The sequence below is a fragment of the Paraburkholderia sp. HD33-4 genome (genome assembly GCF_021390635.1).
In the GTDB taxonomy this organism is placed as follows: Bacteria; Pseudomonadota; Gammaproteobacteria; order Burkholderiales; family Burkholderiaceae; genus Paraburkholderia.
In genome coordinates, this window is the sequence record NZ_JAJEJS010000001.1 from 594,970 (window position 1) to 620,164 (window position 25,195).

A 25,195-nucleotide genomic window follows, 5' to 3' on the forward strand; every position below is an offset into this window, starting at 1 on the left:
GCCGCAGTCGCATGCCGCGCAGCGCTTCGCACCTCGCGGCAAATCAGGCGCTCGCGCGGCACAGGCGCGCGCCGTACCCGTACCGGGTATCACCAACGAACCCGCCAACTACCTAGCGAGGGAACGATGGACTGGCTACACAACATCTTTCACAAGTCACCGGAGATGGCGCTGTTCCTGTCGCTCGCGGTCGGCTATTTCATCGGGCAGATCAAGTTCGGCAAGTTCCAGCTGGGCGGCGTGGGCGGCTCGCTGCTGGCGGCGGTCGTGATCAGCCAGGCGGGCGTGACGGTCGACAACGGCGTGAAGGCGGTGATGTTCGCGGTGTTCATCTACGCGGTCGGCTACGACTCCGGGCCCGGTTTCTTCAATTCGCTGAACCGCAAGACGCTGCGTGAGATCGCGATGGCCGTGTTTCTCGCGGTCAGCGCGCTGATCACGGTGGTGGTGTGCGCGAAGCTGTTCCATCTGAACAAAGGGCTCGCGGCCGGGCTCGCGGGCGGCGCGCTCACGCAGTCGGCGATCATCGGCACCGCGGGCGACGCGATCGCACGGCTCGGCCTGCCCGCCGATCAGGTCAAATCGCTGCAATCGGACGTCGCGATCGCGTACGCGGTCACCTACGTGTTCGGCTCGCTCGGCGCGATCATCGTGTGCGTGAACATCCTGCCGAAGTTCATGGGCCAGGGCTTGCGCGAAGCGTCGATCGAGGCGGAGCGCGAGCTGTCGTCGGGGGCGCCGACGCGCGGGCCGGGCCAGGTGGCCGCGCTGCCCGAACTGATCGGACGCGCGTACCGGATCGACTTCAGCGCCGGCAAGAGCGTGCAGGCGGTCGAGTCCCTGCACGGCGAAGGCCTGACGATCGAGCGCATCAAGCGCGGCAGCCAGCAGATCGACCCGAAGCCCGACCTCGTGCTGCAACCTGACGACGTCGTGCTCGTCGTGGGCCGCCGCGAGGCGGTCGTCGCGTTCGGCGCGAAAGGCAACGAGGTCGGCGACGCCGAGGACATCGGCGTGGTGATGCAAACGCGCGAGGGCGTGTTCACACGCAAGGGCATGAATCACACGACGATCGCGGCCGCGCGCCAGCTGATCGATCGCGACACGCGGCACGGCGTCTATGTGCAGAGCATCTCGCGCGCCGGGCAGCCGCTGCCGGTGCTGCCCGAAACCGAGCTGCAGCACGGCGACGTGATCACCTTCTACGGCTCGCCGAAAGACACCAGGCGCGCGGTCGAAGCCGCCGGCTACGAGCTGCCGTACAGCAACAAGACCGACTTCATCTACATGGGCGTCGGCCTCGTGATCGGTCTGCTGATCGGGCTGATCGTCGTCAACGTCGGCGGGGTGCCGCTCACGCTCGGCTCGGGCGGCGGCTGTCTGCTGTCGGGGCTCGTGTTCGGCTGGATGCGCGGCAAGTATCCGATGTATGGCGTGATGCCTTCGGCCGCGTCGCAACTGCTGAAGGACTTCGGGCTCGCCGCGTTCGTCGCGGTGGTCGGTCTGAACTCGGGCTTGCAGGCGGTCGTCACCGTCAAGCAGAGCGGCATGACGATTTTCCTGCTCGGCGTGTTCGTCACGCTGTTCCCGCTGCTGCTGACGATGCTGTTCGGCCGCTACGTGCTGCGCTACAACAACGCGGCGATTCTGGCCGGCGCGCTGTCCGGCTCGCGCAGTGCCAACCCGGCGTTCGGCGGCGTGCTCGACAAGGCCGAAAGCGCGGTGCCCACCGTGCCGTTCGCGATCACCTATGCGATCGCGAACGTCGCGCTGACGCTGCTCGGGCCGCTGGTGGTCGGGCTCGTGTAGCCGCTGATCGCACGTTTGCAGCATGTTTAGCGCACGGTGATCGAACGCCGTTCCGTATCGATCTCGATAGCCGGCAGCAACCGGGACCCCTCGCCACGCCGGCGTGTTTCATCTCTTCACTGGAGAACGCATCATGGCAAAAGAGAAGGGCGACAAGAAACGCACGAGCGTGGACGCGGGTCTTGCCGCGCTGAGCCCGTTCGAGCTGAAGGACGAACTGATCAAGGCCGCCGGCGGCAGCGCGGTCGATCGGCCCGCCAACGTTGCGATGCTCAACGCGGGCCGTGGCAACCCGAACTTTCTCGCGACGATCCCCCGCCACGGCTTCTGGCAGCTCGGCCTGTTCGCGATGCGCGAGTCCGAGCGCTCGTTCGCGTACATGCCGGAAGGTGTCGGCGGTTTTCCGCGCCGCGAGGGTCTTGGAGAGCGCTTCGACCTGTTCCTGCGCGAGAACAGGGGCGTGCCCGGCATCGACTTTCTGCACGGCGCGGTGTCGTACGTGCGCGATCAGCTCGGGCTGTCGGGGACCGACTTTCTGTATGAGATGTGCGAGGGCATTCTCGCGTCGAATTACCCGGTGCCCGACCGGATGCTGAAGCTGTCGGAAATCATCGTCGGCCAGTATCTGCGGCACGAGATGATCGGCAAGCACCCGTTCATCGGCGAGTTCGACATCTTCGCGGTCGAAGGCGGCACGGCGGCAATGACCTACATCTTCAACACGATGCGCGAGAATCATCTGATCAAGGCGGGCGACACGATCGCGCTCGGCATGCCGATCTTCACGCCGTACATCGAGATCCCGGCGCTGAACGACTATCAGATGAACGTCGTGCATATCAATGCCGACGTCGCGCACGGCTGGCAGTATTCGAAGAAAGAGCTCGACAAGCTGCGCGATCCGAAGGTGAAGGCGTTCTTCCTCGTCAATCCGAGCAATCCGCCGTCGGTGAAAGTCGACGACGCGAGCCTCGAGTACATCGCCGACATCGTCAAGGAACGGCCCGATCTGATCCTGCTGACCGACGACGTGTACGGCACGTTCGCCGACGACTTCGTGTCGCTGTTCGCGCTCGCGCCGAAGAACACGATCCTCGTCTACTCGTACTCGAAGTATTTCGGCGCGACCGGCTGGCGTCTCGGCGCGGTGGCGACGCATCGCGACAACGTGCTCGACAAGCTGATCGGCGAATTGCCGCCCAATGCGAAGAAGGAGCTGCATCATCGTTACGAGTCGATCACGACCGAGCCCGACAAGCTGAAGTTCATCGACCGGCTCGTCGCCGACAGCCGCACGGTGGCGCTGAATCACACGGCCGGGTTGTCGACGCCGCAGCAGGTGCAGATGGTGCTGTTCTCGCTGTTCTCCCTGATGGACACGCCCGATGCGTACAAGAACGCGCTCAAGCGTCTGATCCGCAAGCGCAAGCAGGCGCTGTACGAAGAAGTGGGCATCGCGTTCGAGGACGACGATCCGAACAAGGTCGACTACTACACGATCATCGACGTCGAATTCCTCGGAGAAAGAGCGTTCGGGCGCGAGTTCGTCGAATGGCTGCTGAAGAACACCGAGCCGTCTGAATTGCTGTTCCGGCTCGCGCGCGAGGCGCGCGTGGTGCTGCTACCGGGCCGCGGCTTCGGCACCCAGCATCCGTCGGGGCGCGTGTCGCTCGCCAATCTGAACGAGTCCGACTACCGCAAGATCGGTCGCGCGATACGCAAGCTGATCGAGGACTACGTCGAGCGCTACAACGCGGCGACCGGCAGCAAACTCGACAAGACCAAGGTGATGAAGTAACTCACGCGGGTCGCGCGTCGCGGCCCGCTACCCTGGCCAAAAAACTTGCGCAATCGCGCGGTTCAGTGAATGATCGGACGAACGGCCTCGAACGGCGCGCCTGCCGCGAGGCCGTTCGTTCCTTTGCGCTTCACATTCACACACCGATCATGCCGACTTCAACCTCCACTACTGTTGTCTCGTCCGTCCCCTGTCCGGTTGTCGAATCGCTCGACGCCATCCTTCCCGAAGAACCGCTGCTGATGATGGGCGCCGGCCCCGTGCCGATTCCCGCCGCGGTCGCGAAGGCCAATGCGATCGTGATCAACCATCTGGGCGGCACGATGGCGAAGGTGGTCAACCAGGTGAAGACGATGGCGCGCTACGTGTTCCAGACGCAGTCGAAGTGGGTGCTCGGCGTCGCGGGACCGGGATCGGGCGCGATGGAGATGGCGATCTCCAATCTCGCGTGGGAAGGCACGCGCATGCTGTGCATCAAGAACGGCTTCTTCAGCGACCGCATGGGCGAAATGGGCCGGCGCGTCGGCGCGCGCGTGAGCGTGCTCGAAGTCGCGGACCGCACGGTCGCGAGTCTCGACCAGGTCGCCGACGCGCTGCGCCGCGAGCGTCCCGAGGTCGTCACGGTCGTGCAGGGCGAGACCTCGAACACCGTGTGGAATCATCATCTGAAAGACATCGCCGCGCTCGCGAAGGAAGCGGGCGCGCTCGTGATCGTCGACGCCGTCTGCACGCTGAGCACGATGCCGCTCGAAATGGACAACTGGGGTATCGACGCGGTGATTACCGGTGGCCAGAAGGGCTTGTCGTCGATTCCGGGCGTGTCGCTGATCGCGTTTTCAGACGCGGCGTGGGAACGCGTCAAAGGCCGCACGGTGCCCAATACGCACTGGTGCCTCGATGCGTCGCTCGCGGAAAACTTCTGGCACAACGCCGGGTATCACTACACAGCGCCGGTGTCGGGCGTGCTCGCGCTGCACGAAGCGCTGCGGCTCGTGTGCGCGGAGACGCTGGAGAAGCGCTTCGCACGCCATCTGAAATGCTCGCTCGCGTTGCAGCAAGGCGTCGCCGCCATGGGGCTGCAGCTTTATGCGCCGGAGAATTGTCGTCTGAATTCGGTGGTCGGCATCGAGGTGCCGGATGGCCTGAGTCCCGCCGACGTCTGCGCGCATATCTCGCGGCAGCATCAGGTGGAAATCTCCGGCTCGTTCGGTCTGCCGATCGTGCGGATCGGCCAGATGGGCGAGCAGTGCCGCGAGCACAACCTGTTTCGCACCGTGCATGCGCTCGGCCGCACGATGGTCGACCTCGGCGTCAAGGTCGATTTGCCGGCGGGTGTCGCGGCGCTCGAACGAGGATTGAGCGAAGGGAGGTGAGCATTCAAGGGGGCAGGCGCTACCTGCTCCCTGTGCTCAATGAGAGAACTTTCTGCCCCGCGCGTGGGTATGGAAGCAGGTGCCGCTCCCCAAGGAGCGACCTGCACACACGTTAAGACGTCGCAGGCGCACTGGTTAGCCTGGCGTCGCGCAGATAAAGCACGGTGGAAAGCACCACCGCCGCCGCGGCGGCAATCGCCGCAAACAGAAACACGGAGCCGTAGCCGAACTCGCCAGCGATATATCCGGCGAGCGGCCCGGTGATACCCAGCGACAGGTCCAGGAACACCGAATAGGCGGACAGCGCCGCGCCGCGGCTCGCGGGCGGCACGAGCCCGACCGCCTCGACGCCGAGCGCCGGGAACACCAGCGCAAAGCCGAAGCCGGTCAGCGCGGCGCCCGCGAGCGCGATATGCGGTTCGGGCGCGAGCCACAGCATCAACAGACCCGCGCATTCGAACGAGAACGATGCGATCGCGACGCGAAAGCCGCCGTAGGTCTTGATCGTGTTCGCGAACAGCAGGCGCGCGCCGATGAACAGCGTGCCGAACAGCGTCAGCGACAGCGCCGCGTTCGGCCAGTGCCTGGCCGCATAGAACAGCGTGATGAAGGTCGCGATCGAACCGAAGCCGGCCGAGCCGAGCGCGAGGCCCATGCCATGCGGCAGCACGCGCGTGAACACGCTGCGATACGACATCCGCTCGCCATGCACGACCGGCACCGGCGCGATCAGCCGCGCGAGATAGTAGCCGAGCCCCGCGAGCGCGATCACCAGAATGCCGAGCGCGGTAAAGCCGATCGAGCGCGAGATCATCACGCCGAGCGGCGCACCGATTGCCAGTGCGCCGTAGGTCGCGATGCCGTTCCACGAAATCACCCGGGCGTTGTTGGACGTGCCGACCCGGCCGATCCCCCACAGAATCGCGCCGGTGCCGCACAGACTCTCGCCGAAACCGAGCACGAGGCGGCTGCACACGAGCACTGCGAGGCTCAGTCCCGGCCACTGGCCGGTCAGCGCTGCGAGCAGTAGCAGCACACCGCTCGCCCCGCAGCCGAGCAGACCGATCGACACCGTGCGCTTCGGCCCGAGCGTATCGGCCGAACGGCCCGCGAGCGGCCGCGACGCGAGCGTCGCGAGGTATTGCACGCTGATCGCCGCGCCGGCCAGCACCGCGCTGTAGCCGAGGTCGGCGTGCACGTAGCCGGGCAGCACCGCGAGCGGAATACCGATCGTGAGGTAGCAAAGAAAGGTGAAAAAGACGACCGGAATGATCTGCAGGGTCGTCGCAAATTCGCTGCGGGCGGGCGCGGAGTCGGTGGACATCGGGAAAACGAGACTTGAAATCGGCGGGAAGGCGTGATTCTCCCATGGAACCGATTCCCTTGCAGGGCGTGCCTAAAAAATGGGACGAATATTTGGCGGGTTGTGACTCGATAAAGGTCCGTTTTTGCGCCCCAGCGCGCGATTTTTGGGCCGCACCGCGGGGCACGTCGAGACCGGATATGTCAATTAATCCACAAAAAAACTAAAAAAACGGCAAAAACGTCCGATCAACATAAGTGTTGCCTCGCGCAAATCCATCTCGATATCGCGCGAAGAATATGTCCCCCATGCGATCCGAGCTATGGGTTGCGTTTATTGATGGTGATAGCTTTCAAACCATCGACGCGGCGGGTCCGCGCGAACCCAGATCAGACGAGAGCAACGAGACATGACCGAGCCGATTCGCTTCTATCACCGCAACGCGATCCGCGAAATCCAGGACGCGCCCGTCACCCGCACGGTGCTGCAGTATCTGCGCGAGGACGCGCATTGCACCGGCACCAAGGAAGGCTGCGCCGAAGGCGACTGCGGCGCCTGCACCGTCGTGATCGGCGAGCGCAACGCGGCGGGCGGCGTCGACTTCAAGGCGGTCAACGCCTGCATCCAGTTCGTGCCGACCCTCGACGGCCGCGCGCTCTTCACGGTCGAAGACCTGCGCCAGCCGGACGGCTCGCTGCACCCGGTGCAGCAGGCGATGGTCGACTGCCACGGCACGCAATGCGGCTTCTGCACGCCGGGCTTCATCATGTCGATGTGGGCGCTCTACGAAAAGCACGGCCACGAACATAGCTGCGCGAACCGCACGGTGCCGTCGCGCGAGGCGATCGGCAATGCGCTGACCGGCAACCTGTGCCGCTGCACCGGCTACCGGCCGATCGTCGATGCGGGCGAACGCATGTTCGATGCGCCTGCGCCGCAAGCGCCGGTCGACGTGAAGGCACTCGCCGACACGCTCGCGACGCTCGAACGCCGCGACACGTTCCAGTACGAGTACGCGGGCCAGCGCTTCGCCGCGCCGCGCACGGTCGCGGCGCTCGCCCAGATCAAAGAGGAACAACCGGCCGCGCGCATTCTCGCGGGCAGCACCGACATCGGCCTGTGGGTCACCAAGCAGATGCGCGAGCTCGGCAACCTCGTCTACGTCGGGCAGATCGCCGAGCTGCAAAAGCTCGAAACGAACGAAGACTGGATCGAGATCGGCGCGGGCGTCAGCGTCGAAAAAGCGTATGCCGAGATCGCGAAGCAGTACCCGGAGCTGACCGAGATGTGGCAGCGCTTCGCGTCGCTGCCGATCCGCAACGCCGGCACGCTCGGCGGCAACATCGCGAACGGCTCGCCGATCGGCGATTCGATGCCGGGTCTGATCGCGCTCGGCGCGCGCGTGATCGTGCGGGGCGGCGACATCGAGCGCGAGATGCCGCTCGAAGACCTGTACCTCGCGTATCAGAAGAAGGACATGGCCGAGCACGAGTTCGTCGTCGGCCTGAAGGTGCCCACGCGCGGCGGTGCGCGCGCGAACCTGCGCTTTCGCACCTACAAGCTGTCGAAGCGCTTCGATTCAGATATTTCGGCCGTGTGCGCGGCGTTCTCTTTCATCGCCGACGGCGACGTGATCCGCGAGCCGCGCATCGCGTTCGGCGGCATGGCCGCGACGCCGAAGCGCGCGGGGAATGCCGAAGCCGTGCTGCGCGACGCCGAATGGCACGAGGCGACCGCGCAGGCCGCGATGCTCGCGCTCGGCAACGACTACGCGCCGCTCACCGATATGCGCGCAACCAGCGACTACCGCCTCGAAGCGGCGAAGAACACGCTGTACCGCTTCTGGCTCGAAACGCGCGCGCAGCAGCCGCTGCTGAAGAGCGCGCTCGACGTGCGCGCGGTCGCGCCGGCCGGCGCGAGCGTTTGAGCGCCGCGCGTCCAAGGATACGGAGAACCCAACAATGAACCAGCAAGCCGAACCGTTCCTGAAAGAGATTCAGGATCTCGCCGACTTCACCCAGGTGCACGTGTCGCGTCCGCACGAGTCCGCGCATCTGCACGTGAGCGGCCGCGCGACCTACACCGACGACATCCCCGAGCTGGCCGGCACGCTGCACGCGGCGCTGGGGCTGTCGGCGAAGGCGCACGCGAAGATCGTGTCGATCGCGCTCGACAAGGTGCGCGCGACGCCCGGCGTCGTCGCGGTCTTCACCGCCGACGACATCCCCGGCGTCAACGACGTCGGCCCGATCGTGCATGGCGACGATCCGATCCTCGCCGACGGCGTCGTGCAATACGTCGGCCAGCCGATGTTCATCGTGGTCGCGAGCTCGCACGAGGCGGCGCGTCTCGGTGCACGACGCGCCGAGGTGGTCTACGAGGAACTGCCGGCCGTGCTGAGCGCACAGCAGGCGCGCGCCGCGAACCAGTTCGTGCTGCCGCCGATGAAGCTCGCGCGCGGCGATGCCGGCACGAAGATCGCGCGCGCCGCGCGTCGCGAGGCGGGTGAGATGCTGCTCGGCGGCCAGGAGCAGTTCTATCTGGAAGGGCAGATCTCGTACGCGGTGCCGAAGGACGACGACGGCATGCACGTCTACTGCTCGACCCAGCATCCAACCGAAATGCAGCATCTCGTCGCGCACACGTTGGGCGTTGCATCGCATAACGTATTGATCGAATGCCGGCGCATGGGCGGCGCGTTCGGCGGCAAGGAATCGCAGTCGGCGCTGTTCGCCTGCTGCGCCGCGCTCGCCGCATGGAAGCTGCTGTGCCCGGTCAAGCTGCGCCCGGATCGCGACGACGACATGATGGTCACCGGCAAGCGCCACGATTTCCATTACACGTATGAAGTCGGCTACGACGACGAGGGCGTGATCGAAGGCGTCGCGGTCGACATGACCTCGCGCTGCGGCTTTTCCGCCGACCTGTCGGGCCCGGTGATGACGCGCGCGCTGTGCCACTTCGACAACGCGTACTGGCTGTCGGACGTATCGATCGACGGCTTCTGCGGCAAGACCAACACACAGTCGAACACCGCGTTTCGCGGCTTCGGCGGTCCGCAGGGCGCGTTCGCGATCGAGTACATCATCGACGACGTCGCGCGCTCGTGCGGCATGGATTCACTCGACGTGCGCCGCCGCAATCTGTACGGCAAGACCGAGCGCAACCAGACGCCGTACGGCCAGGTGGTCGAAGACAACGTGATTCACGAGCTGATCGACGAACTCGAAGCGACCAGCGACTATCGCGCGCGCCGCAAGGAGATCGACGAATTCAACGCGAACAACGAGATCCTGAAAAAGGGCCTCGCGCTGACGCCGGTCAAGTTCGGCATCGCGTTCAACGTCACGCACTTCAACCAGGCCGGCGCGCTGGTGCACATCTACACCGACGGCTCGGTGCTCGTGAATCACGGCGGCACCGAAATGGGCCAGGGGCTGAACACCAAGGTCGCGCAGGTCGTCGCGCATGAACTCGGCCTCGGCTTCAACCGGATTCGCGTGACCGCGACCGATACCAGCAAGGTCGCCAACACGTCGGCGACGGCCGCGTCGACCGGCTCCGACCTGAACGGCAAAGCCGCACAGGACGCCGCGCGCCAGTTGCGCGAGCGGCTCGCCGCATTCGCGGCCGAGCGCTTCGGCGCGGGCAGCGTGAACGCGCGGGACGTGCGCTTCGCGCACGATCGCGTGGTGGTCGGCGAGGTGGCCGTGCCGTTCGAGGAAGTGGTCGCGAAGGCTTACCTCGCGCGCATCCAACTGTGGTCCGACGGCTTCTACGCGACGCCGAAGCTCTACTGGGATCAGTCGAAACTGCAAGGCCGGCCGTTCTACTACTACTCGTATGGCGCGGCGGTCTCAGAAGTCGTGATCGACACGCTGACCGGCGAAATGCGCGTGCTGCGCGCCGATGCGCTGCACGACGTGGGCGCATCGCTGAATCCGGCGCTCGACGTCGGCCAGGTGGAAGGCGCGTTCATTCAGGGCATGGGCTGGCTCACCACCGAGGAGTTGTGGTGGAACGCCGGCGGCAAGCTGATGACGCACGCGCCGTCGACGTACAAGATCCCGACCGTCAACGACGTGCCGCCGGTCTTCAACGTGAAGCTGTTCAAGAACCGCAACGTGGAGGACAGCATCCATCGTTCGAAGGCGACCGGCGAGCCGCCGCTGCTGCTGCCGTTCTCGGTGTTCTTCGCGGTGCGCGACGCGGTGTCGGCGGTGGGCGGCCATCAGGTCAATCCGCCGCTCAATGCGCCCGCGACCAGCGAGGAAATTCTGAAGGCGGTCGGCGCGGTGCGGGCCGCGACCGCGGCCGCGCGGCAGGCGTGATTGGCGAGTGGCGAACGAGCGGGAGCGCGATATGGAAGCACGCCTGAATAATTATCCGGACGGCACGAGCGTCATCCACGACGGCGCACCGGTGCGGATCGGCCGGCGTTGCGCCGCGTCGGAACCTGCGCCGCGGCCGGCGCCGATGCATATCGTGCTGTTCGGCGCGGGACACGTCGGTCATGCGCTGGTGCAACTGCTCGGCAGCCTGCCTTGCGTGGTCCAGTGGGTCGACGAACGCGACGAGCTGTTTCCCGACGAAACGCCGCCCAACGTGCAGGTCGAAGCGACCGACACGCCCGACGCGATCGTCGACGCGGCGCCGCCCGGCGCGTGGTTCCTGGTCATGACGCACAACCATGCGCTCGATTTTTCGCTCGCCGCGCGCATCATGCGGCGGCGCGATTTCAGCTACTTCGGCATGATCGGCTCGAAGACGAAGCGCGTGAAGTTCGAGCGGCGTTTGCTCGAACGAGGCGTCGAGTTGGAGCGGCTTGCGGACATGACGTGCCCGATCGGTGTCGAAGGGATCGTCGACAAGGCACCCGCCGCGATTGCGATTGCGGTGTGCGCGCAGTTGCTGCGAATGAGGACACGGCAGGCCGCGACGGTTGATGCTTTGGGACAGGCCACGAGCCATGCCCGTGCAACGGAGCAGATCGCGGTTTAGGCCGGATGGCGCAACGTGTTTGCGCGAGTGTTCGAGGGGGACGGGGCTCACGCGCCGTCCCCCTTCTTGTTTCAGGCGTTCTCTCGGACGCCGTTGCGGCCGCCGCTACGAGCGCGATCGGACGCGCCGTTGCCCCTTCGCCCGCGGCGCCTTCCGCGCGACCAGTTCACCCGACACCTCGGACATCAACGTCCTCAGCCAGCTGATATCGCTCGGCCGATCCGGCTGCGGATGCCACAACTGATAGCAGCGGATGCGCGGAAACGCGATCGGCACGTCGACGACCGCGAGCGGCAACATGCTGGCGTAATGCATCGCGAAGCGCCGCGTCGTCGTGAAGATCAGATCCGATTGCAGCAGCGTCTGCGCGACGAGCCCGAAGTAGGGCAGCGTCGCGACGATGCGCCGGCTCGCCTTCGCACGCGCGAAGCCGGTGTCGATCGCACCGCCGCGCGCGCCGCTGTACGGTGTCGGCGCCAGATGCGGCGCGGCTAGATAGGCGTCGCGCGTGAGCGGCTCGCGGGTCAGCGGATGGTCCGCGCGCATCATGCACACGACGGTATCGGCGAACAGGTCGCTGCGCTCGAAGCGCGGATCGGGCTTCGGCCAGTTGCCGATCACCAGATCGAGTTCACCGGTGTCGAGCGCGGACGAATGATCGAGCAGCGGCCCCAGCGATTCGATTTCGAGCCGCGCATGCGGCGCGGCTTCGCGAAATCGCGCGATCACGGTCGGCATGAAGAAGTCGTTCAGATAGTCGGGCGCGGCAACGCGAAACGTGCGGCGCGAGCGGCCCGGATCGAAGTCGCCGTGCGGCGTTGCGACGAAATCGACATCGCGCAGCACGCGCTGCGCGGCCGCGAGCAGCGACTCGCCGTATTCGGTCGGCACCATGCCCGACTTGCCGCGCACCAGAATCGGATCGCCGAGCGTTTCGCGCAGCTTGCGCAACGCGGTGCTGATCGCCGGCTGGGTCTGGTTCAGCCGCAACGCGGTCTGCGTGACGCTGCGCTCGACGAGCAGCGTGCGCAGCACGCGCACGAGCCAGATATCGAGTGAGGCGGCGGTGTCGTCCATGATCGAAGCTTGGTGGCGCGGGCGCAGCCGATGAGCTCGCCGCGCGGCCTGCGCGTGGGGTGCGAAAGCCTATAACCTTAGGCCCGTTTGCGCTTCGGCGGCATAGCGGGCGCGGTATGGCCGGCATCAGCGCGGCGCTCGCCGGCGTCGAGTCGTTCGGACCGAAGCCGCAACCAGGGGCGGCCTGCTGCCGCCGCCGGGTTATGCCGATGCCGGTTTGTCCGCCAGCCCCCACGGCAGGGTACTGATCCGCTTGACCTCGCGCGATTCGAGCCAGTTCGGCGTGCGCGCGCAGTACAGCACCATCGGCAGCGCGTCTTCGCCCCAGAATAGTTGATCGTTCAGACGAAACGTCGGCACGCCATAGACGCCGAGGTCGATCGCGTCGGCGGTATTGCGCTGCAATTGCGCCTTCACGGTTTCGGCCTGGATCAGTTCCCGGCCGTCCGGCATGCCGACGCGCTCGCACAGTTCGTCGAACGCTTCGTCGCTCGACGGGTCGCGCCCCTCGCGCCAGATGAAGCGGAAAATCTCGCGCACGAATTGCACGTCGCCGCTCGCGGCGGTCGCGAGCAGCAGCGGCTTCATCGAATCGAACGGATGGGCGGGCGGCATTTTGTACGGAATGCCGAGCTGCTCCGCGCGAAACAGCGCGTGCCGGTACATGAAGGTGCGCTTGGAGGGGACGCTGTACGCGGAGCGCTGGCCCCAGTGGCGGTACAGATCGTTCAGCACGACCGGAGTGAACGCGAAGTCGAAGCCGGGCCATTTGTCGTGTTGCTCGAGCAACAGGTAGGTGAACGGCGAGACGAAGTCGTAAAACCACAGCGGCTGTTGGGCGTCGATGCCAACGGTCATAAATGTCTCCCGGATTGCCTGTGTCGGACGACGCGAAAGGGGCGTCCGTTATCTCATCAAAATTGTAGCGATCTTACGCGGTGCGGTCCCGGCTTGCACCGGTCGATATCCCCTGGTGGCAGGCCCGGGGGGCGGGTTCCGGCGGGGTCGTCAGCGCGCTCAGCCTTTGACTTTATCGGCCGCCGGCTCGTCGGCCTCGTCCAGCCCGCCATGGGTGTCGCGGCTTTCCGTGAGCCGCCGTCGCACGAAGCCGATGTGCTCGCGCAGCACGTAAAACTGGTCCGCGTACGCGAGCGGCATCTTCATGCCGTTGACCGAGTCTTCGATCGTGTCGAGCCGCTCGATCAGCGACGTGCGTTCTTCCGCCGAATGTTCGCCGAGCGCGCCGCGCTCGATCGCGATCAGCGCGCCGTACCAGCGATAGATGCGCGACTTGACGCGCCACGCGTACAAGCCCGGCACGACGCGCAGCGCCGGCACCAGCAGCACGATCAGCGGCACGACGATCACCAGCAGGCGGTCCGCGAGACTCGCGATCCAGAACGGCAGCGTGCGGTACAGGAAGCTCTTGCCAGACTTGTAGTAGCGCGCGGCGTCGTCGGAAAGCGGGAACTCGTGCGCGACCGGCGCGGGGAATTCGCCGGCGCGCTGCATGGTCGTCGCGCCGCCATGCACCTCGCGGGCGGCCTCGATCAGCAGATCGGACAGCGCCGGATGCAGCGAATCGCGCGCGATCAGCTCGGCGGTCGACGCGATGATATTGATCGAGTTCGCCGGCAGGTTCTTGCCGAGGTCGAACGCGCCCATCGGCACCTTCAGCTGCGTCAGGTACGGAAAGCGGCGCGTGTACGCGTCGGCCTGCGTGAAATCGTAGAAGCGTACGTTCCCAGTGCGGTAGAGCTTGCCCATCACGGCCGGCTGCGCCGAATCGCCGGCGAGGAAGGTCGCGTCGATCTTGCCGTCGATCAGCGCGTTGGCGGCTTCGTCGCCCGTTAGCGGCAGCAGTTGGGTCGGACCGCCCGGCACGATGCCGTTGGCCTTCAGGAGCGCGAGCGCAAGCTCGCGCGTGCCGCTGCCCTCGGGGCCGATCGCGAGGCGCTCGCCCTTGAACCCGGACAGCCAGTCGACCGGCGCGCCGCGATAGAAGATCGCGAGCGGCACGTAAGCGACGCTGCCGAGCGACATCAGGTCCTTGTTCTTGTCGACCCCGGCGGGCGTGACGCCGCTCTGCACGAAGCCGACGTCGACGTTCGCCTTCGGGTCCAGTAGCCGTTTCAGATTTTCCTGCGAGCCCTGCGAGGCGAGCACGTTCAGCGTGATGCGGTTGCGCGCGAGGATCGCCTTGTACTTCTGCGCGGCGATCCAGAACGTGCTGCCCTCGGGGCCGGCGCTGATCGTCAGCGTATTCGGCGGGGCGGGCTGGATCAGCCGCACGGCGGCCCAGATCGCGACGATCACGAGCAGCACGAGCGGGCCGAACGAGACCGCGAGGTCGCGCCACGAGATCGCGACGAAACGGGCGACGAGATGGGTAGGGCGGGTGCGGCCGGTGTCAGGCTTCATCGGGTCATCTGAAAGCGGCGGTCGATCGGGCTCGAATGCGCGAAGCGGCGTGGCGGCGCGCGGCGGTGCGCCGCCACGCGTCGCGCCGATGGTACCTGAGATTGGCGCGGCCGCGAAACGCGTAGCCGCGCGTCATGTCGACAAACGCGTAACAAATGGTGAGCGCTGCAGTGAACGCCGCGATGGGCGCCGCAATGTGCGCCAGCCTGAGCACCGGCATGGTGCCCATGCAAATTTCGCGCGACCACGGCGCGTGATGCGCCCCTATCCGGCACGCATCACGCGCCCGCTGTCGGCACGCCACGCCGCGTGCTAAACCCTTTGCGCTTCTGTCCCGGCTAGATTAAATTGGGCATCGCTCACCGCGATCCAACGTTTGCGGCGCGATCCCGGCAAGACGGACAAGAACCGGGTGCGTCGGCGGACTTCGCGGTTTGACGGTTACCGGTTGCTGGTAACCAGCCTCTCTCGCCTCTTGCACATCGTGCACAGCCGTTGACGGCCGTCGCTCACGAGCGTTTCCCGTGATCACGCCCGCCCTTAGTCGTAACGAAGCCGCTTGTTCATGCGGTCCACTGTGAAACCAAGGAGAAGAGAGCTATGAAGACGGTAGGTTTTCTGAAAACACTGGGTCCGGTTGTGGCGATGGTGATGGCGTGCAGCGTCTACGCCCAAAACGCTCCGGCAACCGATACGGCGTCGGCGGCAGCCGCCGTCAAGGCCGGCAAGGCAGCGAATCACGAACTCAACCGTAAAGTGCGCCACGCGCTGACCAAGACCCAGGGTCTGGACGTGTCGCACATCGCTGTGCGCGTGCGCGGCGGCGCCGTGACGCTGACCGGCACGGTGCCGGACCAGGGCCAGGCCGATAAGGCCGCCGAAGCCGCCAAAGGCGTCGAGGGCGTGACGTCGGTGACGAACAAGCTGACGGCGAAGCAGCAGTAAGCGGTGCGCGTGTGCGCGCGGCGCCGCAACGGCCGCGTCGCGCGGTGGTGCGCATCGGCGTGGTGCATGGGCGCCGTCATCGGCGTCGCGTAGACGGTTTGACGCCGCGCTTGCATCGCGTCGCGAGAACTATCTATCAATCTCAAGGCTCCGGCGTGATCGCCGGAGCTTTTTTTTTCGCCGCCGCTCTGGCACCTGGCACTTCGCGAGGTTTGCGGGGCCGCAGCAATGCGGCTTGCCGCACGTACGAGTCCTTAGCGGAGCCCGGCCGCCGCGGATTCGTGCGCTGCGACACATTGCCGACGGATCGCGGGGCGTACTGTGACGAGAAGGGTACGGGGAGCCAAGGTCATGGAAACCACGCAGTATCGCTATATCGATCTGCCGATCGGCGATCGCGCGGCATTCGAACTGGTGTGCGCAAGACACGGTTTCGCGCCCGCGCATTTCGACATCAGCGCGAGCGCGACACCCGGTGAGCCGGCGCACGAGCGGCTCGTCACCGTGCGGCGCGGCGGCTGGTCACAGTCGTATCGCGACCGCCACGGCAAGTGGGTCCGGCAGTTCGAGGCGGATCTGACCTGCCGGTTTTTCAAATAGACGCGGGTTGCGGGCTGCGGCACATCACGACAACACCAGCCGCACACCGACCAGCGTCAGCGTCGCCGCGAGCAGATTGCGCAGCAGCGCGTCGGGCGCGCGCGAGGCCAGATAGCTGCCGATCGCGATGCCGGGCAGCGATCCCACCAGCAGCGACAGCAGCATCGACCAGTCGATCGAGCCGAGCAGCCAATGTCCGGCACCCGCGAGCAAGGTCAGCGGCACCGCGTGCGCGATGTCGGAGCCGACGATGCGCGTGGTCGGCAGCATCGGATACAGCAGCAACAACACCGTCACGCCGATCGCGCCCGCGCCCACCGACGTCAGCGACACCAGCACGCCGAGAATCGCGCCGGTCAGCATCGTCAGCGCGAGCGTGCGTGCCTGGCTGGGCGTGCGTTGCTTGCGCGCGCCGAGCGCCGCCAGCTGCGGACGGAACACCAGCGCAACCGCGGTGATCAGCAGCGCCGCGCCGAGCACGACCTGGATCAGCCGGCCCGCGCCCGGCGTGTCCATCCCGTAGCGATGCAGCAGGATCAGCGTGATGGTCGCCGCGGGTACGCTGCCGGCCGCGAGGCGCAGCGTGACCTGCCAGTCGACCGAACCTTTCAGCCCGTGCACCAGCGTGCCGGTCGCCTTGGTGGCGGCCGCGTACAGCAGGTCGGTGCCGACCGCGGTGGCAGGGTGCACCTTGAACAGCAGGACGAGGATCGGCGTCATCAGCGAGCCGCCGCCGACGCCCGTCAGCCCGACCAGAAAGCCGACGAACAGGCCGGAGACGGAGTACAGCAGATCGATGTGGGGTAGAGCCATTGAGCGGACAGCTGACGCAGCGCGGGTGAAGGGTTGGGCGGCAAGGCCGGCGTACGCGCCGGGGCGGTTTGGTGCGGCGGCGTGCGGTGCGCGGTAGGGGCGCGTCGGCCGCCGCCGGTGCGGCGAAAGGCGCTATTGTCGCAAAACTGCCGCGCCTGCGTGCGGCTCGCACTCAGGGCAAGTGCGCCGGGGCTTGTGGTCGGCTCCGTTCGAGGCCTGCAAAGCGAGTGCGCGCTATACGGCGCCGGGGCCCATATGGAATGCCCGGCGCCGGGTATCGCAGGTCGTGCCGGGTGCCGCTCAGAGCGCGCGGCGGATTTCGACCACGCCGAACGCCGCCAGCGTGATGCCGACCACGCGATCGATCGCGACGCGCAGCCTGCTGCCGATCGCATGACGCGCGAGCGACACCACGGTTACCAGACAGCACCACCACGCGATCGAACCGGCGAACACGCCCCCGACCGTCGTCAGCGCGATGGCCGGCGAGAACGCGCCGCGCGGCGCGAGCGTCGTGAACAGCGCGGCGAACATGATGATGGTTTGCGGATTGGTTAGCGTCAGCAGCAGCGCGCTCGCGTATGCGCGCAGCGCGCCGGCGCGGCCGATCTGCGCGAGCTTGCCGTCGCCATTGCCGTTGCCGTTGCCGTCGGCGGCTTCGGCGGGCTGCTTCTGCAGCAGCGCGCGCACGCCGAGATACAGCAGGAACAGGCCCGCGAGCAGATGCAGCGGGCGATCGTACGCGAGCATGAACTGCGAAATGCCGACGAGGCCGAGCGCCGCAATGAGGCCGTAGGCCGCGTCGCCGCTCGCGATGCCGAAGCCGATCGCGAGTCCCGCGCGCGGGCCGCCGGTCAGCGTGCGGCGGATGCACAGCATGCCCATCGGGCCGACCGGCGCGGCGATCGCGAGGCCGACGCCGGCAGAGGTGAAAAACAGACTGGTGGTGGACATGAGCAGGTTCTCGAGCGGTTGTTCTGGTTGGCGCAGCCGTCTGCGGATGCCGGCGCACCCGCCAGCATAGCCAGACCGAAAGTCGCGGGCAAGGGCGGGGACGAGTCAGCCGTAGACAGCCCAAACCCACTTCAGCGCCCGCCGTCCTCAGGGCATAATTTTCCCCACTCCCAACTCATGAGTCCGCTGCGCCGATGTGGCAAATCGATCAGGTGACGCTGCGCTTGTTCATCGCCGTGTGCGAGGAAGGCACGATCGCGCGCGCGGCCGAGCGTGAGTTCATCGCGCCGTCGGCGGTCAGCAAGCGGCTCGCCGATCTCGAAGCGCTCGTCGATGTCGCGTTGCTGTCGCGCAGCCAGCGCGGCGTGCGCGCGACCGCCGCCGGCGAAGCGCTGTTGCGCCACGCGCGGCTCATCATGCGCGGCCACGAACGCCTGCAGGCCGAACTCAGCGAATATGCGGCCGGCGCGCGGGGGCATGTGCGCGTGCTGGCGAACGTGTCGTCGATGGTGGAGTTTCTGCCCGAGGCGCTGTCGGCGTTTTTGCAGGCGAATCCGGCGATTCGCGTCGATGTCGAGGAGCGCGTCAGCGCGGACATCGTGCGCGGGCTCGAAGAGGGCGTCGCCGATCTGGGCATCTGCCGCGACACGGTGCCGCTCGGCAGTCTCGACACGCTGCCGTATCGCGCCGACCATCTCGCGCTGATCGTGCCGCGCGCGCATCCGCTGGCGGCCGAGACGCAAGTCGGCTTCGCGCAGACGCTCGGGTTCGATCATCTGGGGCTCGCATCGAATGCGTCGGTCAATGCGCTGATGCAGCGCATCGCGCTGGAGAAGGGCAGCGAGTTGAATTACCGCACCTATGTGTCGACTTTCGATGCCGCCTTCCGCTTCATCCAGGCGGGTCTCGCGGTCGCGATCCTGCCGCGCGAGGCGCTGCCGCGCCATGCCGCCGACGAGTACGGCATCGTCGCGGTGCCGCTTCGCGAGGCGTGGGCCGAGCGGCGCTTCGTGATCTGCATGCGCGATCGCGCGGCGTTGACGCTAGCCGCCGCGCGCCTGCTCGAGCATCTGCTGGACGCGATGTAAGACGGGCGGCGCGTTTGATGTCCGTTTGGTCTCTGTTTGGTCTCCGTTTGGTCTCCCGTACCGGGAGCCCTCTACACGTACCCCGGCAACTCCGTTCGCCACTTCTCCAGACAAACCCCTAAGCATTTCACCCAGGCGAGCGCCAAAGCCCGCCCCATCTACCTGAGCGGCCATCGCGAGCGGCGATGGTGCGCGTCGTCAAAGCAGACTTTGCCGCGCGCCGGCATGCGGGCACGCTGTGATCCAGTTAGCGCTTCCGTTCCATCCAACGAGCCTGCCAGGCTCGCGTCCACGACTCAGGATTCCAACCGATGAATGAAACCCGCGAGCGCGTCGTCGTGACCGAAGTCGGTCTGCGCGACGGTCTGCAAAGCATTGCCCGCATCATGTCCACCGACGACAAACGGCGCTGGATCGACGCCGCCTACGCGGCCGGCGTGCGCCACATGGAAGTCGCGTCGTTCGTGCCGGCCAGGCTGCTGCCGCAAATGGCGGACGCCGCCGAAGTAGTCGCCCACGCCCGTCGCTACGACGATCTGAGCGTGAGCGCGCTGGTGCCGAACCTGAAGGGCGCGCAGCACGCGCTCGACGCCGGCGTGCAGCGCATCGTCGCGCCGATTTCGGTGAGCGTCGCGCATAGCCTCGCGAACGTGCGCAAGACGCCCGCCGAGATGATCGACGCGTTCGCCGCGATGCGCGAGCTGATCGACGGCGGGTCTTCAGCAGGTGGCCGCCGCGTCGAGTTGATCGCCGGTTTGTCGACGGTGTTCGGCTGCACGCTGCAGGGCGCGGTGCCCTACGCGGAGATCGCCGCGATTGCGCGCGCCGCGGTGCAGGCCGGCGCCGACGTGATCGCGCTCGGCGACACGACCGGCGAAGCGACGCCGCGCCAGGTCGGCGAGGTCATCGAGCTGGTGCGCGACGTTGCGGGCGCTCGGCTGCGCTCGCTGCATTTCCATGACACGCGCGGCCTCGGGCTCGCCAACACGCTGGTCGCGTTGCGCCACGGCATCCGCGAGTTCGATGCGTCGCTGGCCGGTCTCGGCGGCTGTCCGCATGCGCCGGGCGCGACCGGCAACGTCAATACCGAAGACCTCGTATTCATGCTCGACAGCATGGGCTACGACACCGGTATCGACATCGCGCGGCTGCTCGCATCGCGCGCGGTGCTCGAGCAAGCGCTGCCGGGCGAGCCGCTCTATGGCTATCTCGCGCGCGCGGGATTGCCGAAGCAGTTCGCGCACGCGCAACCGGTTGCGCGCGAAGCCGCCGGGCACTCCGAAGCTTTGCCTGATTCTCATCGTTCCGTTCAGCAGGTGCCGCAATGACTCCGCTTTCCTCCGCTACCTCAGCTTCGTCTTCGTCGCCGACCTCTTCACCGCAACCGGGCACGTTGCCGCTCGCGGGCATCCGCGTGATCGAGTTGTCGCATATGGTGATGGGTCCGACCTGCGGCATGATTCTCGGCGACCTCGGCGCCGAAGTGATCAAGGTCGAGCCGCCGCGCGGCGACGGCACGCGCCGGCTGCTCGGCACCGGCGCGGGCTTTTTCCGCACCTTCAATCGCAACAAGAAGAGCGTCGCGCTCGACCTCGACAGCGAAGCCGGTCTTGCCGCGCTGAAGCAACTCGTCGATAGCGCCGACGTATTCGTCGAAAACTTCAAACCCGGCCGCATGGCGAGTCTCGGCCTCGACTACGCGACGCTGCGCGAGCGCAATCCGAAGCTCATCTACGTGTCGCACAAGGGCTTTCTCAATGGTCCGTACGAACATCGTCTGGCGCTCGACGAAGTCGTGCAGATGATGGCGGGCCTCGCGTACATGACCGGACCGGTAGGCCGTCCGCTGCGCGCGGGCAGCTCGGTCAACGACATCATGGGCGGCATGTTCGGTGCGATCGGCGTGCTGGCCGCGCTGCACGAGCGGCACGCGAGCGGTCGTGGCAAGGAGGTGCAAAGCGCGCTGTTCGAGAACTGCGTGCTGCTCTCCGCGCAGCACATGCAGCAGTTCGCGGCGACCGGTGTGGCCGCCGCGCCGATGCCCGAGCGCATCAGCGCGTGGGCCGTCTACGACGTGTTCACGCTCGCGCATGGCGAGCAGATGTTCATCGCCGCGACGGGCGACACGCAGTGGCGTGCGCTGTGCGCGATTCTCGAGCGCGACGATCTGCTCGCCGACGCGCGCCTCGCGACCAACAACGATCGCGTGCTCGCGCGCGGCTGGCTGCTGCAGACGCTCGGCGAAAGCCTGAGCCGTTTCGACGGCGCGACGCTCGCGCCGCTGTTCGAGCGCAATCACGTTCCGTTCGCGTCGATTACGAAGCCGGAAGAACTGTTCGACGATCCGCACCTGAACGCGAGCGGCGGCCTCGTGCCGCTGACGCTCGACGACGGCAGCGAAACCGCGATGCCGTTGCTGCCGATTTCGATCGACGGTGCGCGGCTCGGGCCGCGCCTGCCGATCGCGAAGATCGGCGAGCACACCGTCGAGGTGCTGCGCGAACTCGGGTTCGACGATGCGCGGATCGCGGAGCTGGGCGGTGGCGTGCAATCGCCGACGCCGCGCGCGGCTGCATGAGCGTCGTGCCGCGCTTCATCCGTTGCAACGGGCAATAGACCAAAAATTCTGGAGACAGACGATGAAATCGTCGAATCAGGCGGTGTACGCAACGGCGCTCGGCGATGCCGGCGCGCTCGATGGCTCACCTACGGACGCGGGCGCCGATGCGGCCGCATCCGGCCGCGCCGGCGCGGTCGCGCTCGAAGGCGCGCGCATTTCCGCGCGGCTCGACCGGCTGCCCGCGACTCGCACGATCTGGCAACTCGTGATGCTGCTCAGCTTCGGCATGTTCTTCGAGCTCTACGACCTGATGTACTCCGGCTACATCGCGCCGGGGCTCGTGCACATCGGGCTGCTCACCGCGACGACGCACGGCCTGTTCGGCACCAGCGGCGTCGCGAGTTTCATCGCCGCGCTGTTCGCGGGCCTGTTCATCGGCACGGCGGCCTGCGGCTTTCTCGCCGACCGCTTCGGCCGGCGCGCGATCTTCACGTGGTCACTGCTGTGGTACACGGCGGCCAACGTCGTGATGGCGTTCCAGCACACGGCGCTCGGCTTGAACTGCTGGCGCTTCATCGCGGGGATCGGCATCGGCGTCGAGATCGTCACGATCGGCACGTACATTTCCGAACTCGTGCCGAAGCACATTCGCGGGCGCGCTTCGGCATGCTCGCAGGCGGTCGGCTTCTGCGCGGTGCCGATCGTCGCGTTCCTGTCGTATCTGCTGGTGCCGCAACGCGTGTTCGGCCTCGACGGCTGGCGTGTGGTCGTGCTGATCGGCGCGATCGGCGCGATCGTGGTGTGGTGGATTCGCCGTGGCTTGCCGGAGAGCCCGCGCTGGCTCGCGCAAAAGGGCCGCCTCGCCGAAGCCGACGCGGTCATGACGCGTCTCGAAGCACGCGTCGCGCGCGAGTATCAGCGCCAATGCGGCCTGCCGTTGCCCGAGCCCGCGCTACCCGAACCGGTGCGCGCGCGGGCCGCGTTTCGCGATCTGCTGGTGCCGCCGTATCGCAAGCGCACGCTGATGCTGATCATCTTTCACGTGTTTCAGACGATGGGCTACTACGGCTTCGCGAACTGGATTCCGACGCTGCTGATCAAGCAGGGCATCACGGTAACGACGAGTCTGATGTACGCGAGCATCATCGCGATCGCGGCGCCGCTCGGGCCGTTGCTGGGGCTGCTGATCGCGGATCGCTTCGAGCGCAAGACCGTCATCATCTTCATGGCGGCGGTCAACGTCGTGTGCGGGCTCGCATTCAGCCAGGCGCGCGAGACGGTGCTGCTGGTCAGCCTCGGCGTGTGTCTCGTGCTCGCGGGCAACATCATTTCGTACAGCTACCACGCGTACCAGGCCGAACTGTTTCCGACCGGCATCCGGGCGCGCGCGGTCGGCTTCGTTTATTCGTGGAGCCGGATTTCGGCGATGTTCTCTGCGTTCGTGATCGCCGCCTGCCTCGGCCGCTTCGGCGTGAACGGCGTGTTCGTGTTCATCTCCGGCGCGATGGCGGTCGTGATGGTCGCGATCGGTACGCTGGGGCCGAAGACGCGCGATGTCGCGCTCGAGGATCTTTCGAACTAGCCAGCGCGTGTTCGCGCTGATAACGGGCTCTAGGAGTCCTGGCGCGTCTCGTCGTTGCTCGACAGCCGGTCCGACACGTTGCCTAGCAGCAGCGCGAGCAGCACCGCGCCGATCATGGCGAACAGGAATCCGCCGATCATCGTGGCCAGTATCAGATCCTATGAAGCGAGGGCTTCGAAGTGCTGACGCCTAAAATCAGCTTGCCGAGGTTTGCTCACAGGAGAACATCATGCGTACCGATCAGGCATACACGGGTCATGGTGACGTACTCGTGCTGGCAGTGTCGCTGGAACTGGCAGCGGCCAAATGGAAAGTCGCGCTTCACGACGGCCGGCGCGAGAAGCCAGCCGTGCACACCCTCGCACAACCACAGGCCGCGGCGCGTCTGCAGGCGGTCCTCGACCTGATCGAGGCGCACAAGGAGAAGTGGTCGCTGCCGGCCGGCGTGCGCACCGTTGTGAACTACGAGGCCGGGCAGGACGCGTTCTGGATCTATCGCGCGCTGCAGGTGCATGGCATCGAGTGTTACGTCATCGATCCGGCCAGCACCCCGGTTGAACGTCACAGGCGGCGTGCGAAGACCGACCGTCTCGATGTAATCAAGCTGGTGATTAATCTGCGCGCATGGCTTCGCGGCGAGCGCGACCGCATGCACGTCGTGCACGTGCCGTCACCGCAGGATGAGGCTTCGCGCCAACTGATGCGCGAGCGCGGCCAACTGCAGAAGGAAGTGCTGCAGCATCGCGACCGGATGCGCAAGCTCCTGGTCACGCTAGGTTGCTGGGATGCGGTCGATCACCGTACCTTCGCCAAGCGGCTCGAACGCGAGGAAGTGCGCTGCCACGACGGAGCTCCGTTACCGCACGAGCTGCGTGAGCGGTTACTGCGCGAGTGCGAACGGCTCGCGCTCGTCGAACAGCAACTTGCGACCCTGGAGAAGACGCGACAAACAAACGTACCAGCACCCGCGCGCCAGCGTTGCGATGCGCTGGCGCGCTTGCAGGGGATTGGCGAAGTAGGCGCTTCTCGCCTTGCCCTCGAGCTGTTCTGGCGGGACTTCAACAACCGCCGGGAAGTCGGCGCGTGCGTCGGGCTGGTGCCGCAGCCCTACGATAGCGGCGAAAGCCAGGTCGACCAGGGAATCAGCAAACAGGGAAACCGGCGGGTACGCGCGCTGCTGATCGAAATCGCATGGAGCTGGCTGCGCTACCAGCCCGGCAGCGCATTGGCGAAATGGTTTGACCAGCGCACACTGGGTACGGGACCGAACCGACGCGCGCGACGCATCGCCATCGTCGCGGTCGCACGACGTCTTGCCATTGCACTGTGGCGCTATCTGAAAGACGGCGTCATCCCCGACGGCGCACAGCTGAAGTCCACATAAGCCCTAAAGTTTGGCAAGAAAGGAGATAAAGGTTTGGCCAGGCAGTGACGTAGCAAACATGGTCGAAGTGAACATGCCCGTGGTCACACTGGGTTGCTGAAGCAACCGAATACTTTCAGATGGGGCCTGTTCCCGGACGAATGATTCCGGCGTAACGCGCATGCAGGATAAGGCTGGTGACACGCCAGCGGATAGAAGGCGGTGGGGATGCTGGTTCTTCTCACGAGCGCAAGGCGGCTTCGGACCAAACACAGGTCAGACAGGTTATGGAAATTTCGGGAAAAGGGATCTTGACAGAAGTCCCGCTCATAGAAGCGTGATCCATGAAATGCCGTTCATGTGTGCGGTTCCAGCGCGTTGGTCGGGGGCATCGTAACCCGTACATGGATCACTTCTATGTGCGTCTGCCCGCCGTAAACCTGTCAGTCGACGCCGAACTATCGTCGCATCGTGCCATTACGCGGCGCGTTTTCAGTGCGTATCGCCA

At 66.3% G+C, this 25,195-nt stretch carries 20 protein-coding genes; 13 read left to right on the forward strand and 7 right to left on the reverse strand.

Going from position 1 to position 25,195, the window contains the following annotated elements; translation table 11 throughout:
- Window positions 1-126 precede the first annotated feature (126 nt).
- From aspT to L0U84_RS02735, 3 genes are all read left to right on the forward strand, one after another.
- Window positions 127-1,809 (forward strand): aspartate-alanine antiporter, encoded by a 1,683-nt coding sequence (gene aspT, locus L0U84_RS02725; RefSeq protein ID WP_233847497.1) that lies wholly within the window; start codon window positions 127-129, stop codon window positions 1,807-1,809.
- A 133-nt stretch (window positions 1,810-1,942) separates the two neighbouring features.
- Window positions 1,943-3,607 (forward strand): bifunctional aspartate transaminase/aspartate 4-decarboxylase, encoded by a 1,665-nt coding sequence (locus L0U84_RS02730; protein ID WP_233847499.1) that lies wholly within the window; start codon window positions 1,943-1,945, stop codon window positions 3,605-3,607.
- Window positions 3,608-3,756: 149 nt separating this feature from the next.
- Window positions 3,757-4,980, forward strand: a complete 1,224-nt coding sequence (locus tag L0U84_RS02735) for a pyridoxal-phosphate-dependent aminotransferase family protein (protein ID WP_233847501.1) — start codon at window positions 3,757-3,759, stop codon at window positions 4,978-4,980.
- 112 nt (window positions 4,981-5,092) lie between these two features.
- Here L0U84_RS02735 and L0U84_RS02740 read toward each other — a convergent pair whose 3' ends face one another.
- Window positions 5,093-6,304 (reverse strand): MFS transporter, encoded by a 1,212-nt coding sequence (locus tag L0U84_RS02740; protein ID WP_233847503.1) that lies wholly within the window; start codon window positions 6,302-6,304, stop codon window positions 5,093-5,095.
- A gap of 388 nt (window positions 6,305-6,692) precedes the next feature.
- Here L0U84_RS02740 and xdhA point away from each other — a divergent pair, with 388 nt between their 5' ends.
- The 3 genes from xdhA to xdhC are packed head-to-tail and all read left to right on the forward strand — an operon-like array spanning window position 6,693 to window position 11,284.
- A complete protein-coding gene (gene xdhA, locus L0U84_RS02745) occupies window positions 6,693-8,210 on the forward strand; it encodes a xanthine dehydrogenase small subunit (protein WP_233847505.1) in 1,518 nt (505 codons plus the stop codon).
- Window positions 8,211-8,244: 34 nt separating this feature from the next.
- Complete coding sequence (gene xdhB, locus L0U84_RS02750; protein ID WP_233847507.1) at window positions 8,245-10,614, forward strand: xanthine dehydrogenase molybdopterin binding subunit; 2,370 nt, start codon at window positions 8,245-8,247, stop codon at window positions 10,612-10,614.
- Window positions 10,615-10,645: 31 nt separating this feature from the next.
- On the forward strand, window positions 10,646-11,284 hold the full coding sequence (xdhC, locus tag L0U84_RS02755) for a xanthine dehydrogenase accessory protein XdhC (protein WP_233847509.1): 639 nt from the start codon (window positions 10,646-10,648) through the stop codon (window positions 11,282-11,284).
- A gap of 105 nt (window positions 11,285-11,389) precedes the next feature.
- On the opposite strand, the gene L0U84_RS02760 is transcribed toward xdhC, so the two are convergent.
- The 4 genes from L0U84_RS02760 to L0U84_RS02775 all read right to left on the reverse strand — a co-directional run bounded on the left by L0U84_RS02760 (window position 11,390) and on the right by L0U84_RS02775 (window position 15,011).
- Window positions 11,390-12,361 (reverse strand): LysR substrate-binding domain-containing protein, encoded by a 972-nt coding sequence (locus tag L0U84_RS02760; RefSeq protein WP_233847518.1) that lies wholly within the window; start codon window positions 12,359-12,361, stop codon window positions 11,390-11,392.
- A 201-nt stretch (window positions 12,362-12,562) separates the two neighbouring features.
- Window positions 12,563-13,219, reverse strand: coding sequence for a 2-hydroxychromene-2-carboxylate isomerase (locus L0U84_RS02765; RefSeq protein WP_233847520.1), 657 nt, complete (start codon window positions 13,217-13,219; stop codon window positions 12,563-12,565).
- Between the two features lie 159 nt (window positions 13,220-13,378).
- Window positions 13,379-14,782 (reverse strand): TAXI family TRAP transporter solute-binding subunit, encoded by a 1,404-nt coding sequence (locus L0U84_RS02770; RefSeq protein ID WP_233847522.1) that lies wholly within the window; start codon window positions 14,780-14,782, stop codon window positions 13,379-13,381.
- Between the two features lie 4 nt (window positions 14,783-14,786).
- Window positions 14,787-15,011 (reverse strand): hypothetical protein, encoded by a 225-nt coding sequence (locus L0U84_RS02775; protein WP_233847524.1) that lies wholly within the window; start codon window positions 15,009-15,011, stop codon window positions 14,787-14,789.
- Between the two features lie 371 nt (window positions 15,012-15,382).
- On the opposite strand from L0U84_RS02775, the gene L0U84_RS02780 reads away from it, so the two are divergent.
- Both L0U84_RS02780 and L0U84_RS02785 read left to right on the forward strand, forming a co-directional pair.
- Window positions 15,383-15,727, forward strand: a complete 345-nt coding sequence (locus L0U84_RS02780; protein ID WP_233847525.1) for a BON domain-containing protein — start codon at window positions 15,383-15,385, stop codon at window positions 15,725-15,727.
- 351 nt (window positions 15,728-16,078) lie between these two features.
- On the forward strand, window positions 16,079-16,327 hold the full coding sequence (locus tag L0U84_RS02785) for a hypothetical protein (protein ID WP_233847526.1): 249 nt from the start codon (window positions 16,079-16,081) through the stop codon (window positions 16,325-16,327).
- 24 nt (window positions 16,328-16,351) lie between these two features.
- On the opposite strand, the gene L0U84_RS02790 is transcribed toward L0U84_RS02785, so the two are convergent.
- Window positions 16,352-17,140 (reverse strand): sulfite exporter TauE/SafE family protein, encoded by a 789-nt coding sequence (locus L0U84_RS02790; RefSeq protein WP_233847527.1) that lies wholly within the window; start codon window positions 17,138-17,140, stop codon window positions 16,352-16,354.
- Between the two features lie 300 nt (window positions 17,141-17,440).
- Complete coding sequence (locus L0U84_RS02795; protein WP_233847528.1) at window positions 17,441-18,094, reverse strand: LysE family translocator; 654 nt, start codon at window positions 18,092-18,094, stop codon at window positions 17,441-17,443.
- Between the two features lie 194 nt (window positions 18,095-18,288).
- Between L0U84_RS02795 and L0U84_RS02800 the strand changes: the two genes are divergently transcribed.
- The 5 genes from L0U84_RS02800 to L0U84_RS02820 all read left to right on the forward strand — a co-directional run bounded on the left by L0U84_RS02800 (window position 18,289) and on the right by L0U84_RS02820 (window position 24,708).
- Entirely contained in the window at window positions 18,289-19,182 is an 894-nt protein-coding gene (locus tag L0U84_RS02800) for a LysR substrate-binding domain-containing protein (protein ID WP_233847529.1), read from the forward strand.
- A gap of 311 nt (window positions 19,183-19,493) precedes the next feature.
- Window positions 19,494-20,510 carry a hydroxymethylglutaryl-CoA lyase gene (locus L0U84_RS02805; RefSeq protein WP_233847530.1) on the forward strand — a complete coding sequence of 339 codons (1,017 nt, stop codon included), beginning with the start codon at window positions 19,494-19,496 and terminating at the stop codon, window positions 20,508-20,510.
- Window positions 20,507-21,760, forward strand: coding sequence for a CaiB/BaiF CoA transferase family protein (locus L0U84_RS02810; RefSeq protein WP_233847531.1), 1,254 nt, complete (start codon window positions 20,507-20,509; stop codon window positions 21,758-21,760). The genes L0U84_RS02805 and L0U84_RS02810 overlap by 4 nt, the downstream gene beginning before the upstream one ends.
- A gap of 61 nt (window positions 21,761-21,821) precedes the next feature.
- On the forward strand, window positions 21,822-23,324 hold the full coding sequence (locus tag L0U84_RS02815; protein ID WP_233847533.1) for an MFS transporter: 1,503 nt from the start codon (window positions 21,822-21,824) through the stop codon (window positions 23,322-23,324).
- 229 nt (window positions 23,325-23,553) lie between these two features.
- Window positions 23,554-24,708, forward strand: coding sequence for an IS110 family transposase (locus L0U84_RS02820; protein WP_233847535.1), 1,155 nt, complete (start codon window positions 23,554-23,556; stop codon window positions 24,706-24,708).
- Window positions 24,709-25,195 lie beyond the last annotated feature (487 nt).